The 15,660-nt window shown below is 67.8% G+C and carries 11 protein-coding genes; 4 read left to right on the top strand and 7 right to left on the bottom strand.

The features are described 5' to 3' along the window. Positions 1-358 precede the first annotated feature (358 nt). A complete protein-coding gene (gshA, locus tag CFB50_RS17615) occupies positions 359-1,972 on the top strand; it encodes a glutamate--cysteine ligase (protein ID WP_179254197.1) in 1,614 nt (537 codons plus the stop codon). A 102-nt stretch (positions 1,973-2,074) separates the two neighbouring features. Here the strand turns inward: gshA and CFB50_RS17610 are convergent, their stop codons facing one another. Beyond that, entirely contained in the window at positions 2,075-2,386 is a 312-nt protein-coding gene (locus tag CFB50_RS17610) for a DUF4148 domain-containing protein (protein WP_089446721.1), read from the bottom strand. A gap of 420 nt (positions 2,387-2,806) precedes the next feature. Between CFB50_RS17610 and CFB50_RS17600 the strand changes: the two genes are divergently transcribed. Continuing rightward, entirely contained in the window at positions 2,807-4,447 is a 1,641-nt protein-coding gene (locus tag CFB50_RS17600) for an L-lactate permease (protein ID WP_069249172.1), read from the top strand. Positions 4,448-4,542: 95 nt separating this feature from the next. On the opposite strand, the gene CFB50_RS17595 is transcribed toward CFB50_RS17600, so the two are convergent. Then, complete coding sequence (locus tag CFB50_RS17595; protein WP_089446661.1) at positions 4,543-5,460, bottom strand: LysR family transcriptional regulator; 918 nt, start codon at positions 5,458-5,460, stop codon at positions 4,543-4,545. Between the two features lie 228 nt (positions 5,461-5,688). On the opposite strand from CFB50_RS17595, the gene CFB50_RS17590 reads away from it, so the two are divergent. Both CFB50_RS17590 and CFB50_RS17585 read left to right on the top strand, forming a co-directional pair. Next, positions 5,689-7,863, top strand: a complete 2,175-nt coding sequence (locus tag CFB50_RS17590; protein ID WP_089446660.1) for a phosphocholine-specific phospholipase C — start codon at positions 5,689-5,691, stop codon at positions 7,861-7,863. 206 nt (positions 7,864-8,069) lie between these two features. Beyond that, positions 8,070-8,798 carry a phosphonate utilization associated transcriptional regulator gene (locus CFB50_RS17585; RefSeq protein WP_089446659.1) on the top strand — a complete coding sequence of 243 codons (729 nt, stop codon included), beginning with the start codon at positions 8,070-8,072 and terminating at the stop codon, positions 8,796-8,798. 134 nt (positions 8,799-8,932) lie between these two features. On the opposite strand, the gene CFB50_RS17580 is transcribed toward CFB50_RS17585, so the two are convergent. The 5 genes from CFB50_RS17580 to CFB50_RS17560 form a co-directional block, all read right to left on the bottom strand. Next, positions 8,933-10,321, bottom strand: coding sequence for an FAD-dependent oxidoreductase (locus tag CFB50_RS17580; protein WP_069249168.1), 1,389 nt, complete (start codon positions 10,319-10,321; stop codon positions 8,933-8,935). Positions 10,322-10,411: 90 nt separating this feature from the next. Further along, complete coding sequence (locus CFB50_RS17575; protein ID WP_069249167.1) at positions 10,412-11,542, bottom strand: 2-aminoethylphosphonate--pyruvate transaminase; 1,131 nt, start codon at positions 11,540-11,542, stop codon at positions 10,412-10,414. A 48-nt stretch (positions 11,543-11,590) separates the two neighbouring features. Further along, complete coding sequence (locus CFB50_RS17570) at positions 11,591-13,318, bottom strand: putative 2-aminoethylphosphonate ABC transporter permease subunit (RefSeq protein WP_069249166.1); 1,728 nt, start codon at positions 13,316-13,318, stop codon at positions 11,591-11,593. Further along, entirely contained in the window at positions 13,315-14,406 is a 1,092-nt protein-coding gene (locus tag CFB50_RS17565) for a putative 2-aminoethylphosphonate ABC transporter ATP-binding protein (protein WP_089446658.1), read from the bottom strand. The genes CFB50_RS17570 and CFB50_RS17565 overlap by 4 nt, the downstream gene beginning before the upstream one ends. Positions 14,407-14,502: 96 nt before the next feature. Further along, positions 14,503-15,558 (bottom strand): putative 2-aminoethylphosphonate ABC transporter substrate-binding protein, encoded by a 1,056-nt coding sequence (locus tag CFB50_RS17560; protein ID WP_069249165.1) that lies wholly within the window; start codon positions 15,556-15,558, stop codon positions 14,503-14,505. Between the last annotated feature and the right edge of the window lie 102 nt (positions 15,559-15,660).

Genomic DNA, 15,660 nt, shown 5'->3' with positions numbered 1-15,660 from the left:
CAATTCCGCGCATCCGTCGTCGGCCAAATGCCGGGCGCGCGATGCCCCTTCACCCCGCTTTCCGCGATCGGTTCAGCGGCAGGGTTGCACCTGCCGCCACCCGTTCGCGCATCACGTTCCGTCCGACGAATGCGCGTAACCGGCGTGCCCGTTGCCGCCGCATGGAACCGGTCGCAGATGCGGCGACCGCCGCGACCGGCCCGCCCGGCGGCCCGCTCCGGCCCGCGCACCGTGCCCGGCGCCACCTCAAGCGCGTGTTTCGGCGAGATGTTAAAGTGCCCGCTACCAACGAAGCGACCAACAATCCAGCCGGCCGCGCGCGGCGTTCTGCGCGCGGCCGTCACGCACTTGCGTCTCCATGTCGAACACCATGACTCACCGCCAGTCCGAACTGCTGCTGAATCGCCTCGACGCGCTGAGCTCGGGCCCGACGCGGCAGCATCTGCCCGACGGCCTGCGCGGCATCGAAAAGGAAAGCCTGCGCGTGACGCGCGACGGGATGATCGCGTTCACGCCGCATCCGCGCGCGCTCGGTTCGGCGCTCACGCATCCGGCGCTGACGACCGACTATTCCGAAGCGCTGATCGAACTGATCACGCCCGCGGAGCGCGACGCCGCGCTCACGCTCGAACGCCTCGACGATCTGCATCGCTACGTATATGCATCGCTCGGCGACGAGATCCTGTGGAACGACTCGATGCCGGGCCTGCTGCCGGCCGACGACCAGATCCCGATCGCCAACTACGGCACGTCGAACATCGGCCGCCTGAAGACGGTGTACCGGCGCGGCCTCGCGTACCGCTACGGCCGCACGATGCAGTGCATCGCGGGCATCCACTACAACTACTCGCTGCACGAGGAAGTGTGGCGGCGCCTGCATGCGGACGAAGGCTCGACGGCCACGCTCGTCGACTACCAGTCGGAACGCTATCTCGCGCAGATCCGCAACTTCCGCCGCCGTAGCTGGCTGCTGATGTACCTGTTCGGCGCATCGCCCGTGCTCGACACGAAGTTCCTGCGCGGCAAGCCGCACAAGCTCGACACGTTCGACGCCGATACGCTGTACCGGCCGTATGCGACCAGCCTGCGGATGAGCGATCTCGGTTACTCGAACACGACGGCCCAGGCCGCGCTGCACGTCGACTACAACACGCTGCCGGGCTATCTCGACGCACTGTCGAAGGCCGTGAGCGAGCCGTATCCGGCGTATGAGGCGATCGGCACGCATCGCGACGGCGAGTGGATCCAGATCAACACGAACGTGTTGCAGATCGAGAACGAGTTCTACTCGACGATCCGGCCGAAGCGCGTCACGTATTCGGGCGAGCGGCCGCTGCATGCGCTCGCGTCGCGCGGCGTGCAGTACATCGAGGTGCGCTGTCTCGATATCGATCCGTTCGAGCCGACCGGCATCGCACTGGAAACCGCGCGCTTCATCGACGCGTTCCTGCTCGCGTGCGCGCTCGACGAGAGCCCGGCGCTCGACTGCCCCGCGTACAAGGAAGCGAACGCGAACTTCGGCAGCGTGACGATGGAAGGGCGCAAGCCGGGGCTGACGCTGCAGCGCGACGGCCAGCCGGTCACGCTGCAGGCATGGGCGGACGACCTGATGGCCGATATCGAAACCGTCGGCCGCCGTCTCGACGAGATCCGCGGCGGCGACGAGCATGCGCGTGCAATCGCCGCGCAACGCGAGAAGCTCGCCGATCCGGAGCGCACGCCGTCCGCGCGCGTGCTGCGCACGATGCGCGAGCGCGGCCAGTCGTTCCTCGGGTTCGCGCTGGCGCAGAGCGAAGCGCATGCCGCGCATTTCCGTGCGCATCCGCCGTCGGCGGAGACGCTGCGCACCGAGCAGGCGCTTGCCGCGAAATCGCTGGCCGAGCAGGCCGAGCTCGAAGCGAAGGAGGCCGGATCGTTCGACGCGTTCGTCGCGGCCTATCGCGCCTATACGCTGAACCGCTTCAGCGTGTGATGTTTGCGCACGTGCATCGCGTCGGCCGGCGCGGTGCACGATGCGTCTCTCCGTCGCCGGTCAGGGCGCACCGTTGTGCGCTCGATCCGGTTGAATCTGCCGTCAGTGATGCGCGTACGTGCCGCGGTCGAATGCGTGCGGCAGCGCCGGTTTGCCCGATTCCACGTTTGCCCCGCCATCGCTGCCGTAGCCGGTGTCCTCGCCGCGCGCCTGCGCGGCACGGCGCATGATCGCCTGCATGTGGTCCGGAAAGTCGGGACTGCTCGCGAGGCTCGTCCGGTAGCCGGCGGCCTGCAATTCCACGAGTTCATGGCGGACCTCGGCACGCGTCAGCGTCGACGCGGCCTGCGCGTGAGCGGCGAAGGCCGCGCCGATCAGCACGAACGCGCATGCAGCCTGTTTCATCGTCTTCATCGTGTTCACTCCGTGAGGTTCCGGTGCCGGGCCTGCCGTGGCCGGCGCGGGCGGAATCGATGCGGCCAGTCTAGGCTTCGGACGCCAAACGAAACATCCCGCCCGCCGTCAGGCACCTTTGCCGCATGTGCAACATTGCGCGGGTGAGCCGCTCGTGGCGGGCGTCCTGTCGAATGCGACAGCGGGCTGCCTGCTGCCGGTCAGCGGGCGGCGGGTGGTGCGTATCGGGTCGCTACGCATCGGGCTTGTCCCCCTTGTACAAGCGCCGTGCGCCTCCTAACCTCTTTTAAGCGACTGATCGGTTGGCCGTGCGACGTCGTTGCGTGCGCAAGCGCCTGATTGTTGTCGTGACCGCAGGACATCGCCTTGTACCGAACCCGGGGCATCCCGTTGCCAGCTCGGGTCGACTCTGGAGACACGATGAACCCCACCGACGCCCTACCGCCCGGCATCGTCTTTGCACAGCCGCTGACGCCGGTCGCCAACTCGCTGCTGCTGTCCTTCCTTGTCGCCACGATCCCGATCGCGGTCGCGCTGATCGCACTCGGCGTGCTGCGCCGCCCCGCGTGGCAGGCGTCGCTCGCCGGGCTCGTCGCGGGCCTCGCGGTCGCGATCGGCGCATGGGGCATGCCGGCGGGGCTCGCGTTCAACGCGGTCGGCGCCGGCATGGCGCTCGCGGTCGTGCCGGTGATGTGGATCGTCTTCAACGCGCTGCTGCTGTACAACATCGCGGTGAAGTCGGGCCGCTTCGACCAGTTTCGGCAGTGGATGCTCGACAACCTGCCCGACGATCGCCGCCTCGTGCTGCTCGTCGTCGCGTTCTCGTTCGGCTGCCTGCTCGAAGGGATCTCGGGATTCGGCACGCCGGTCGCGATCACGAGCGCACTCTTGATCGCGCTCGGCTTCCCCGCGCTCGAAGCGCTCACCTACACGCTGCTGTTCAACACGGCGCCGGTCGCGTTCGGCGCGCTCGGCGTGCCGATCACCGTGCTCGGCGCGGTCACGTCGCTGCCGCCCGCGACCCTCGCGCAGATGGTCGGCCGCCAGCTGCCGTTCTTCGCGCTGCTGCTGCCGTTCTACGTGGTCGGCGCGTACGGCGGGCTGCGCTCGATCTCGAAGCTGTGGCCCGCGCTGCTCGTGTCGGGCGGCAGCTTCGCGATCGCGCAGTTCGTCACGTCGAACTTCCTCGGCTACCAGCTCACCGACGTGCTGTCGTCGCTCACGTCGCTGATCGTCACGATCGGTTTCCTGCAGATGTGGAAGCCGCAGCCCGATCCGCAATACGCGCTCGCGCGCAGCGTGCCGGCAACGGCCGGCGCCGCGCGCGCGGGCTTCGGCGGCTGGCTGCCGTGGCTCGTCGTGTCGGTGGTCGTGATCGTGTGGGTGCACGCGAACATCGCGGCGATCGGCGACGTGAAGATCAAGTGGCCGGGCCTGCACAACGCCGTGTTCGTGTCGCTGTACCACAAGCCCTACGCGGCGATCTGGGACTTCCAGCCGCTCGGCACGGGCACCGCGATCCTGCTCTCGGCGATCATCACGGCCGCGCTGACGCGCACGGGCGTGGGCGATTTCTTCGAGTGCGTGGTCAAGACCTGGCGGCAGACGTGGATCGCGATCGTCACGGTGATGATGATCGTCGGGCTCGCGTACCTGCTGAACTACTCGGGGATCAGCTACACGCTCGGCACCGGCGTCGCGTCGACCGGCGCGCTGTTCCCGCTGGTGTCCGCGTCGCTCGGCTGGATTGCCGTGTTCCTGTCCGGCAGCGATACGTCGGGCAATGCGCTGTTCGGCAACCTGCAGGTCGTCGCCGCGCGGCAGCTCGGCCTCGATCCGGTGCTGATGGCCGCGACCAACTCGTCGGGCGGCGTGATGGGCAAGATGATCTCGCCGCAGAACATCGCGACGGGTGTGTCGACGACGGACCTGAAAGGGCAGGAAGGTGTCGTGTTTGCACGCACCTTCTGGCACAGCGTGATTCTCACGCTGCTGCTCGGCGTGCTGGTGTTCCTGCAGCAGCACGTGCTGACGTGGATGATTCCGGCACTGCCGAAATGATGTGAGCGCAACGACAGAAGGAAGGCACGAGGAAAAACGAGGGAAGGCGCGGGAAAAGCGCCATTGAAGTGCGGAACCGGTGAGCGCGCGGCAGTTCAGCGCGCGTTCATCCGCCGCGCCGTTCGTCCTGCTTCATCCGTCCCGGCCGCGTCGCTGCCGGCCGGCAGGATGCAGGCGAGGAATGCGTCGATCGCGGGGCTCTGGCGGCGCGCCTTCAGGTAGTACACGTATTCGTCGATCGTCGTGTCGACGCCGCGCAGCGCGATCACGCGCAAATCCGGATGGCGCTCGGCCTCGCCGAGCGGAAACAGGCTGCCGCCCACGCCGTGCAGGATCGCCTCGCGGATCGCTTCGCGGCTGCCGATCTCGGCCACCGAGACGGCCGCGACACCGGCCGCCTCGAGAATTGTCTCCGTGCAGCGGCGCGTGACCGAGCCTTCCTCGCGAATCAGCAGCCGCACGTCGGCGAGCTGCGCCGGCTCGATCGCGTCGAAACGCGCGAGCGGATGGTTGCGATGCACGACGAGCACGAGCGGGTCGGTCGAGATCACCTTGCGTTCGAGGCCATCGGCGTCGTTGCGCTGCGACGAGACGGCGAGGTCGATGCGGAATTCCTGCAGCGCCTGCAGGATCTCCTCGGAGTTGCCGATCCGGCACGTGAGCGCGATCGATGGATGCGCGTGCGAGAAGCGGCCGACCGCGTCCATGATGTAGTACGGCCCCGTCGCACCGATCCGCAGGTGGCCTTCGAACAGGCCGCCGACGTTGCGCAGCATGATGTCGGCCTGCGCCTCGAGCGCGATCATCTTCTCGACGAGCGGCAGCAGCTCGATGCCGGTCTCGGTGACCTCGAGCTTGCGGCCGCTGCGGTAGAACAGCTCGACGCCGTACACCTGCTCGACCTGCCGGATCTGCGCGGCGATCGTCGGCTGGCTCACGCCCAGGTGGCGCGCGGCGCGCGTGATGCTGCCCTGCCGGACGGTCGCGTGGAACGCCTTCAGCTGATCGAACACGACTCGGCTTCTCCCCTCTGTATCGCGCGTCAGCGTAGCGCATGCGTATGTCGGCCGGATGAAAGGCGCGTCGTGCGCCGCTTCGAAAAAATTCCTGTGGGTAACCCAAAGAAACCTGCGGTAACCGGTCACGGCCGGGACACGCCGATGCGGGGTAATAACGGCAACGCACCACCGCCGGCCCCGCTCGACCGGCGCCCCACTCCTATCGACAACAGGGTTCTCTTCATGTCCTCGAACAATCGACGCGATTTCCTGCGCCTCGCCGCGCAGTCGGCCGGCGCGATGGCCGCCTACGCGGGCTTCCCGCCCGCGATCCGCAATGCGCTGGCGATGCCGGCCGCCTATCGCACGGGCACGATCCGCGACGTCGAACACGTCGTGATCTTCATGCAGGAAAACCGTTCGTTCGACCATTACTTCGGCGGGCTGCGCGGCGTGCGCGGCTTCAACGACCCGCGCCCGCACCTGCTGCCGAGCGGTGCACCGGTGTGGCAGCAGCCGCCGGCGTCGGTGTTCACGAAGCACTACCATTCGCGCGGCCTCGATCCGTCGGCGCCGTACGTGCTGCCGTTCTACCTCGATCCGAAGCAGACGACCGAATTCCAGCCGGGCACCAACCACGGCTGGAGCAGCGGCCACCTGTCCTGGAACAACGGCCAGTGGGACCAGTGGGTGAACCAGAAGCAGGACGTGCTGACGATGGGCTACCTGAAGCGCCAGGATCTCACGTACCACTACGCATTGGCCGACGCGTTCACGATCTGCGATTCGTACTTCTGCTCCGCGCACGCCGACACCGCACCGAACCGCATCTACCTGTGGACCGGCACGGTCGACCCGCGCAACATCTACGGCAACCCGCCGAACGGCCCGGGCATCGGCGAGCGCGACGACGTGAACGGCTACACGTGGACGACCTACGCGGAACGCCTCGAGAACGCGAAGATCAGCTGGAAGGTGTACCAGGGCGGCACGGGCATCCCGGGCGACCCGACCGACAACTACACCGACAACTCGCTGATGTTCTTCAAGCGCTTCCAGGTGAAGGAAGGCGCGAGTGGCCCGCTGGTCGACAAGGGCGCGTCGGACCATACGCTCGCCGAGCTGAAGGCCGACGTGCAGGCGAACCGGCTGCCGCAGGTGTCGTGGATCGTGTCGCCGTACAAGTACAGCGAGCACCCGCAGGCATCGCCGACCGACGGCGCGTTCTACATCAACATGGTGCTCGAGGCGCTCACGTCGAACCCGGAAGTGTGGGCGAAGACGGTGTTCATCCTCAACTACGACGAGAACGACGGGTTGTTCGACCACGTCGTGCCGCCGGTGCCGCCGGTGACGAGCGGCGTGGGCGGCCAGGGCATCGTGTCGTCGAACCTGCTGTCGAATCTCGGCGACGAGCTGCTCGACCTGAACAAGTATCCGGGAGAAATGAGCCCGCTCGTGCCGGGCGCGGACCCGGGCGGCATCCAGCCGATCGGCCTCGGGCCGCGCGTGCCGCTGATCATCATCTCGCCGTGGACGAAGGGCGGCTGGGTGTGCTCGGAGACGTTCGACCATACGTCGGTGCTGCGTTTCCTCGAAGCGCGTTTCGGCGTGAAGGAGCCGAACATCAGCGCGTGGCGCCGCTCGATCTGCGGCGACCTGACGTCGGCGTTCGACTTCTCCGCGCGTCCCGACACGCGCACGGTCAGCTTCACGGTGCCGCAGCACATCGCGACGGCCGGCCAGGCGTACCAGGTGCCCGCGCAGCAGTCGATGCCGGCGCAGGAGCCGGGCACGCGCCCGGCACGTGCGCTGCCGTACGAGCTGTTCGTGCACAGCCGCGTGAACGGGCACGACGACAGCGTGTCGCTCGACTTCGCGAACACCGGTGACGCAGGCGCGGCGTTCTACGTGTACGACCGCCGCAACCCGACGACGGCGCCGCGCCGCTATGCGGTGTCCGCGCACGACCGCTTCGTCGACACGTGGAACACGTCGGCCGCGCGCGGCGACTACCATCTCGCGGCCTACGGCCCGAACGGCTATCTGTGCGAATTCCAGGGCAACACGCGGCTCGCGGCGGACGGCCACCACGCGAACCCCGAAGCGCGGATCGGCTACGACGTGCGCAACCGCCACGTGTACCTGCAACTGCGCAACAGCGGGCGCGCGACGTGCCGCGTGACGGTCGACAACGCATACAGCCACAAGCAAGCGCGGACCTACACGCTGGAGCCGGGCGAGCGCATCGAGGATCACTTCGAGCTGTCGTCGAGCCACGGCTGGTACGATCTGACGATCACCGCGACGACGCTGCGCGGCGGCGACGACAAGGTCGTGCGCCGCTTCGCGGGCCACGTCGAGACGGGCCGGCCGAGCCAAAGCGATCCGGGGCCGGTGAAGCACACGGCGGCCTGACGGCCAGCACGCGTCGCGCGATACGGGCGAGGTCGGCCCGCCGCGCGACTGCCGCCTGCCGCGCGCGTTTCGGTTGCATTCCGGCAGGCAGGATTGGTTTTTGGAAACTGAAAACTGTTGACAATGTGCCGGGTCGAGGGTATACAAGGATCATTCGCCGATATGGCGCCCTCGTTTTCTACCGCAGCCCTGCTGCCTGCCCGACCATGACAGCCCCGAACGCGCTCAGCGCCATCGAACTCCTGCAAAGCCAGTCGCTCGCGATGATCGTCCAGGACATGCTCGAGCGCGCGATCGTCTCCGGCGAATACGCGCCCGGCGAGAAGCTCAACGAAGTCGAGATCGCGACCAAGCTGAACGTATCGCGCGGCCCCGTGCGCGAAGCATTCCGCGCACTCGAACAGGCCGGCCTGCTGCGCAACGAGAAGAACCGCGGCGTGACGGTGCGCGTCGTGCCGCTGCGCGAGGCCGAGGAGATCTACGAAGTGCGCGCGATGCTCGACGAGTCGGTCGCGCGCGCGCTCGCGAAGCGCATCTCGCCCGACACGCTGAAGGTGCTGAAGGGCATCATCCAGTCGATGAAGGACGCCGCGAAGACGCACGATGTCACGCGCTATACCGAGCTGAACGTGCAGTTCCACGACGCGATGGTCGTGGGCGTCGGCAATACGCACCTCACCGATACCTACCGCCGGCTCGTGCGCCAGCTCGGCCTGCTGCGCCAGGCGGCGATCGAGGCCGAGGAGGATGCGATCGCCGTATCCGCGGCCGAGCACGACAAGATCGTGCAGGCGCTCGCGGGCGGCGACGAGGAGCAGGCTGTGGCACTCGTGCGAGAGCACTTGTCGCACGGCCTCGAGCGCATGCGCCGCACGCATGAGCAGGGCTTGCCCTCGACGGGCAAGGCGGCGCGGGAAAAGCCCGTGCGCGCGTAACTGCGCGGCAACTCCTGCGCGGGTTGCCGCGAAATGGTTGCCGCACAAAAGCAAAGGGACGCTTCGCAGCGTCCCTTTTTTCATAGCGGCTTCAGGTCATGCGGGTCCTGAAGGTTCTGAAGATCAACGCATCGTCACGCCTTGTCGGCTTTCCCGGCCGCGCTCGCGAATTTCGCGAGCCACGTGTCGACAACTGCCGGCGGCCGGCTCTCGTCCTCCGCGCGCTCCTTGCGGCGGATCGCATTGCGCACGATGTGCGCGCCGACATAGCGGATCGGCTCCGGCGGGAAATGACCCAGCGGGCCGCGCACGATCGGGCTGCGCGTCCACGCGTTGTCGAGGCCGAGCACGAGCGACGACAGGATCTGCCCGCCCATGTAGGTCGGCCCCACGCCGTTGCCCGAGTAGCCGAAGCCGTAGAACACGTTCGGTGCGTCGTCGAGGCGGCCGAAGAACGGGAAGCCGGTGACGGAGCGATCCGACGGCCCGTTCCAGCTCGCGGTGACCGGCACGCCCGCGAGCGACGGAAAGAACGCGCGCAGGCTTTGCGTGAGCTGCGCCTCGTACGGCGAGCGCCGGTCGAACACGGGCGCGATGCGGCTGCGCCACGAGAACGTATTGCCGCCCTTGCCGAGCATCAGCCGCCCGTCGGCGGTGGTGCGGTAGTAGTAGACGAAGATCCGCGAATCGAGCACCGACACGCCGTCCACGAGCCCGGTCTTTTCGAGCAGCTCCGGGCATTTCTCGGTGATGACCATGTCGCTCGACACAACCGCGATCGTGCGCTCGAACTGCGGGAAGCGGCCCGCCATCCACGCGTTGATCGCGAACACGAGCTTGCCCGCGCTCACGCTGCCGGACGGCGTGCGCACGACGGCAGGCTGGCCGGGCGTGAAGTCGAGCATCGGCGTGCGTTCGTGGATCCGGATGCCCATCGCGAGTGCGACGCGGCGCAACCCACGCACGAGCTTGCCGGGATGCACGGTCGCGGCGATCGGCGAGTAGACGCCGTCGAGATTGCGGGCGGAACCCGAGCGTCGCGCGACTTCGGCGGGCGGCAGCGGCTCGTAGCTGTGGATGCCGCACGCGGCGAGCGCGTCGAGCACCGGCGCGAGCGTGCCGACCTGCGCACGCGACGTCGCGGTGTACAGCGTGCCGTCGAGCCGCAGCTCGGCATCGATGGCATGCGCGCGGCAGAAATCGGCGATGTGCTGCACGGCGGCTTCGGATGCCTTCACGAGCCGGATCGCCTCGGCCTCGCCGAACAGCCGCCGCAGCGTCAGGAATTTCGCGGACCACGTGAGCAGGCAGCCGCCGTTGCGACCGCTCGCGCCGGCGCCGCACAGGTCGGCCTCGACGATCACGATGTCGAGCGCGGGGTTCTGCTGCTTCGCCTGGATGGCCGTCCAGAGCCCGGTGAAGCCGCCGCCGACGATGCACACGTCGGCCTGCGTCGCACCTTGCAGCGCGGGGGCGAGATCGCCGTCGTTGAACAGCGCTTGTTCGATCCAGAAGGGTCGCATGGGAGGGTTCGCCGAAAAGGGGCCATGCCGTGCACGGCCCGAAACAACTGACCGCCACATGCGAACGTGCATGCGGCGGGGACCATCACGTCACGCTGCCGCTTCGGCCGACACGCGACGCACGCCCATCGCCTTCAGCGTGTCCGCGATAGCCGCGACCGCGCCCGGGATGCCGGCTTCGCCGAAGTGGCCGATGCAGCCGACCCGGAACGTCTCGACCTCGGTCAGCTTGCCCGGATACAGGATGTAGCCGCGCTGCTTGACCTCCTGGTAGAACCGCTTGAAGTCGTAGTTCGGATCGTCCGGCGCGTGGAACGTGACGATGATCGGCGCCTGGATCGCCGGATCGAGGAACGGCCGGAAACCGAGCGCGAGCATCCCGTCGATCAGCGCGCGATAGTTGCGCTGGTAGCGGCCGCCGCGTGCCGCGAGCCCGCCTTCGTCGACGTATTGCGCGACCGCGGCGTCGAGTGCCGCGACCACGTGCGTCGGCGGCGTGAAGCGCCACTGCGTCGTGCGCTGCATGTAGACCCACTGGTCGTACAGGTCCATCGCGAGCGAGTGGCTGTTGCCTTCGCAGCGTTCGAGCGCACTGCGCTTCGCGATCACGAAGCCGAGCCCCGGCACGCCTTCGAGGCATTTGCCGGATGCGGCGATCACCGCGTCGAACGGCGTCGTGCGCGCGTCGATGTCGATCGCGCCGAACGAGCTCATCGCATCGACGATCAGCGCGCGGCCGTGCTTCGCGACGACCTGCGCGATGTCGTGCAGCGGGTTCAGCACGCCGGCGCCCGTTTCGCAATGCACGAGCGCGACGTGCGTGATGGTCGGATCGGCGGCGAGCGCGCGCTCGACGTCGGCCGGATCGACACGGCGATCCTCGCGGTAGTCGATCGTCGTCAGCTTGCGGCCGAGCACGCGGCAGATCTTCGCGATGCGCTGGCAGTACGCGCCGTTGTTCGGCACGAGCACGTGGCCGTCGCGCGGCACGAGCGTGCCGAGGGCCGCTTCGACCGAGAACGTGCCGCTGCCTTGCAGCGGGACGCATTCGTGCGTGCCTTCGCCGTGCACGATCTGCAGCAGGCGTTCGCGCAGCCGCGCGGTGATCGCGTTGAAGTCGCTGTCCCACGATCCCCAGTCGCGCAGCATCGCGTCGCGCGTGGTGTCGGAGGTCGTCAGGGGGCCGGGGGTGAGCAGGATGGGCTGGGCGGCGAGCGTCATGGTGTCTCCTTGATGAAGTCGGGACGTCACGTAAGTACGGTCAAAGAATCAACGGCGATGCGGGTTGCGCCAGGCCTGCGTACGGCGCAACAGTCGGTGCGAGATGCATGCGAACAGCACGCAGGCGAACGACGAGGTCGCGAGCACGAGCGTGGCCATCGCGGCGGCCGGGCCCATCTGGCCCGCGTCGTCGAGGTTCAGGATCGCGACCGATGCGGGCTGCGTGTCGGGCGAGTAGAGGAACGCGACGGCCGAGACCGTCGTCATCCCGTTGACGAACAGGTAGCGCGCGATCAGCAGGATCGCGGGCAGGCACACGGGCACGGTCACGCGCAGGAAGGTCTTGTAGAACGGCACCTTCAGCGACGCGGACACGGCCTCGAACTCGCTGTCGATCTGCCGGAGCGCGGTGACGGCGGTCAGGTGGCTCGATGCGTAGTAGTGCACCACCGTGACGATCGCGAGCAGCCACAGCGACCCGTACAGCCCGTTCAGCGGATTGCCGGGCGCGTTGAACAGGAAGATGTAGCTGATGCCGAGCACGAGCCCCGGCACGCCCATCGGCAGGATCGCGCACAGCGCGATGAAGCCGCGCAGCCAGCGTGCGCCGCGTGTCTTCTCGATCAGGTAGGCGCCGCCGAACACGACGATCGTGCCGCCGAGCGCCACCGTCGCGGCCATCCGCAGGCTGTTCTTGTACGCGTCGAAGATGCCGGCGCCGATCAGCCCCATCTCGTAGTGCTGCAGCCCGACGCTCATCTGGTACGGCCAGAACTTCACGAACGACGCGAACACCGAGATGCCGACCACCGAGATGAAGAACGCGCACACGATGCCGCAGTACGCGACCATTGCGGCGTCGAAGCCGCGCGACGGCTTCGGCTGGTACGGCGTCGAGCGCGCGCCGAGCTGCGACTGCTGGCGGCGGCGGATGAAGAAGTCGACGCCGAACGCGACGAGGGCGGGGCAAAGCAGCATCAGGCTCACGACCGCGCTGCGGTTGAAGTCCTGCAGGCCGATGATCAGCTTGTAGATGTCGGTCGACAGTACGTTGTACGAACCGCCGATCACCACCGGCACGCCGAAGTCGTTGATGCACATCGTGAATGCCACCATCGTCGCGCTGATCAGCCCGTACTTCGCACCCGGCAGCGTGATCGTGAAGAACTTGCGCATGCGGCGCGTGCCCATCGCGTCGGCGGCCTCGTAGAGCCGGCCGTCGGCCAGCGACAGCGCGGTGACGAGGATCATCAGCACGTGCGGAAACGACGCGTACACCATGCTCAGCACGATGCCCGGCAGCCCGTAGATCGAATGGCCGTGCAGCAGCGGCTTCAGCAGCCCCGCGTTGCCGAACCAGTAGATGAACGACACCGCGGACAACAGCGTCGGCGCGAGCAGCGGCAGCAGCGCGATCGTGCGCGCCGCGTTCTTCAGCGGCATGCACGAGCGCGTCAGCGCGTAAGCGAACGTGAACGCCATCGGCACGACGATCGACGTGACGAGCGCGCCGACCGTCAGCGAGTGCAGCATCGAGCGCAGTACGCCGCTGTCCTCGAGATACTCGACGAAGTTGTGTGCGCCGACGAAGCGTCCGTCCGCATCGACGAAGCATTTCTGCACGACGAGCGCGAGCGGCAGCAGCAGGAACATCGACATCAGCGCGGCCATCGCGACGAGCGCGAGCTGCGCAATGCGGTCGTGCCAGTGCGTGATCTGCCGCACGTCGGCGGGGGCGGAGGCGCCACGGCGGCGCTCGGTCAGGACGGTGCTCATTGCAGTCGCTCCTTCGCGCTCGGGAACACGCGGACATGCTCGCGATCGAGCGCGAGGTCGATGCGCGCGCCGGCCTGCACGCCCGTGCGGTCGACGTCGTGATAAGACAGGTCGGCGACGATCTCCTGGCCGTCGAGCCCGTCGATCCGGAAGCTCACGCGGCAGAACGCACCGAGGAATTCGAGCTTCTCGACGCGGCCGGCCAGCACGTTGTCGGCCGTCTCGCCCGGCACGCGGATGCGCAGGTCCTCGGGCCGCACGTAGACCGACACGGCCGTGCCCTGGGCTGGCCGGGTGGTGCCGTGGCGGCAGTCGAAGCCGACGCCGCCCGCGCGCAGCGTGCCGTCCTGGGCGACTTCGGCGGGGATCGTGTTGACGCGGCCGATGAAGTCGGCCACGAACGGCGACGCGGGCTGCCGGTAGATTTCGAGCGGCGTGCCGATCTGCTCGATCACGCCGTGGTTCATCACGACGATCCGGTCGGCCATCGACAAGGCTTCTTCCTGGTCGTGCGTGACCATGATCGTCGTCACGCCGAGCCGCTGCTGCAGCGCGCGGATCTCCTGGCGCAGCCGCACGCGCACCCGTGCGTCGAGCGCCGACAGCGGCTCGTCGAGCAGCAGCAGGCCGGGGGAGGTGGCGAGTTCGCGCGCCAGCGCGATGCGCTGCTGCTGGCCGCCGGACAGCTGGCCCGGATGCTTGCGATGGCTGTCGGGCAGGCCGACCAGCGCGAGCAGCGTGTGCACGCGCTCGTGGATCGCGTCGCGCTTCATCTTGCGGTTCACGAGCCCGTACGCGACGTTGTCGTACACCGTGAGGTTGGGGAACAAAGCGTACGACTGGAACACGATCCCGTAGTCGCGCAGTTGCGGCGGCAGCCGCGAGATGTCGCGGCCGTCCTGCATGATGTGGCCGGCGTTCTGCGTCTCGAGCCCCGCGATGATCCGCAGCAGCGTGGTCTTCCCGCAGCCGGACGGCCCCAGGAAGCAGATCATTTCGCCCTTCATCACGCTCAGGTTGATGTCGGTCAGGACCTGCGTGTCGTTGTACCGCTTCTCGATGCGTTCTACGCTCAGGTAAGGTGCCATGCGCGCCTCCATGCTGGGGCGGCCCGGGGGCCGGATTCGACGATGGAAAGGGGGCGCGGGGCGGCGCGCGGCGCGGCCCCGCGGCGGGTCGCGGTATTACTGCTGCGCTTTCGCGCCGTAGCGCTTCTGCCACGTATCGAGAATCGACTGGCGGTTCTTCGCCGACCATACGAAGTCGTTCTTCACGAGCAGGTCCGAGTAGTTGTCGGGGATGCCGGCGAGCTTGCGCGCGACACCCGGGTACGCGACGATCGCCCACCAGCGCGCGGTGATCTGGTTCGCCTCCTTGCTCGCCATGAAGTCGGCCAGCTTCTTCGCGGCGTCGGGCTGCTTCGTCGTCTTCATGATCGCGGTGCCTTCCATGTCCCAGCCGAGCCCTTCCTTCGGGAACACGAGATCGATCGGCGCGCCCTGCGACTGCAGTTCGTGGCCGCGGAACTCGAACGAGATGCCGATCGGGAATTCGCCGGTGCCGGCGAGCGTGCACGGCTTCGAGCCCGAGTGCACGTATTGCGCGACGTTCTTGTCGAGCGCGTCCATGAATTTCCAGCCTTTGTCGTCGCCGAAGGTCTGCAGCCACGCGGTCACGTCGAGGTAGCCGGTGCCGGACGAAACCGGGCTCGGCATCACGATCGCGCCTTTATAGACGGACTTCGTCAGGTCTTCCCACGACGTCGGCTTCGGGATGCCCTTGGCCTGCGCGGCGACGCGGTTGTAGCAGATCGTCGCGCCCCACACGTCCATGCCGACCCAGTGCGGCGGCGTGTTCGCGTCGCTGTACTTGCGCGTGAGCTGGTCGAAGTCCTTCGGCGTGTACGGCATCAGCATCCCCTGCAGGTCCAGCAGCGTCAGGCTCGACGCGGCGAGGCCGAGCACGACGTCCGCGCGCGGGTTGTTCTTCTCCGCGAGCAGCTTCGCGGTGACCGAGCCGGTCGAGTCGCGCACCCAGCGGATCTCGATATCGGGGTTCGCTTTCTCGAACGCGTCCTTGTAGGGCTTCATCGCCTCGTCTTCCAGCGCGGTATAGACGAGCAGCGACGTCTTCGCGTGCGCCGCCTGCACCGCGCCGAGCGCGACCGCCGCGGCCAGCGCGAAGCGGGCCGCGCCCGCCGCCCATGCGTTCAAACGCTTGTTTACCGGCACTTCGTTCATCTTCAGACCCCTTGACTGTGGCGCCGCGGCACGCGGCGGATGAGTGGAGACCAGCCCTCTTGCTGCTACGTTGTTTTGCTTTCTGTTCTCTGCATGTTGTTG

The organism is Burkholderia sp. AU33423, from assembly GCF_002223135.1.
GTDB lineage: Bacteria > Pseudomonadota > Gammaproteobacteria > Burkholderiales > Burkholderiaceae > Burkholderia > Burkholderia lata_D.
Note: the sequence above shows the minus strand (reverse complement) of the source record. Positions and strands in the feature narration are given on the sequence as shown.

Excerpts from the sequence above, each read along its gene's own strand:
- gshA (WP_179254197.1), top strand. The coding sequence starts at position 359 with ATGTCGAACACCATGACTCACCGCCAGTCCGAACTGCTGCTGAATCGC.
- CFB50_RS17610 (WP_089446721.1), bottom strand. The coding sequence starts at position 2,386 with ATGAAGACGATGAAACAGGCTGCATGCGCGTTCGTGCTGATCGGCGCG.
- CFB50_RS17600 (WP_069249172.1), top strand. The coding sequence starts at position 2,807 with ATGAACCCCACCGACGCCCTACCGCCCGGCATCGTCTTTGCACAGCCG.
- CFB50_RS17590 (WP_089446660.1), top strand. The coding sequence starts at position 5,689 with ATGTCCTCGAACAATCGACGCGATTTCCTGCGCCTCGCCGCGCAGTCG.
- CFB50_RS17585 (WP_089446659.1), top strand. The coding sequence starts at position 8,070 with ATGACAGCCCCGAACGCGCTCAGCGCCATCGAACTCCTGCAAAGCCAG.
- CFB50_RS17580 (WP_069249168.1), bottom strand. The coding sequence starts at position 10,321 with ATGCGACCCTTCTGGATCGAACAAGCGCTGTTCAACGACGGCGATCTC.
- CFB50_RS17575 (WP_069249167.1), bottom strand. The coding sequence starts at position 11,542 with ATGACGCTCGCCGCCCAGCCCATCCTGCTCACCCCCGGCCCCCTGACG.
- CFB50_RS17570 (WP_069249166.1), bottom strand. The coding sequence starts at position 13,318 with ATGAGCACCGTCCTGACCGAGCGCCGCCGTGGCGCCTCCGCCCCCGCC.
- CFB50_RS17565 (WP_089446658.1), bottom strand. The coding sequence starts at position 14,406 with ATGGCACCTTACCTGAGCGTAGAACGCATCGAGAAGCGGTACAACGAC.
- CFB50_RS17560 (WP_069249165.1), bottom strand. The coding sequence starts at position 15,558 with ATGAACGAAGTGCCGGTAAACAAGCGTTTGAACGCATGGGCGGCGGGC.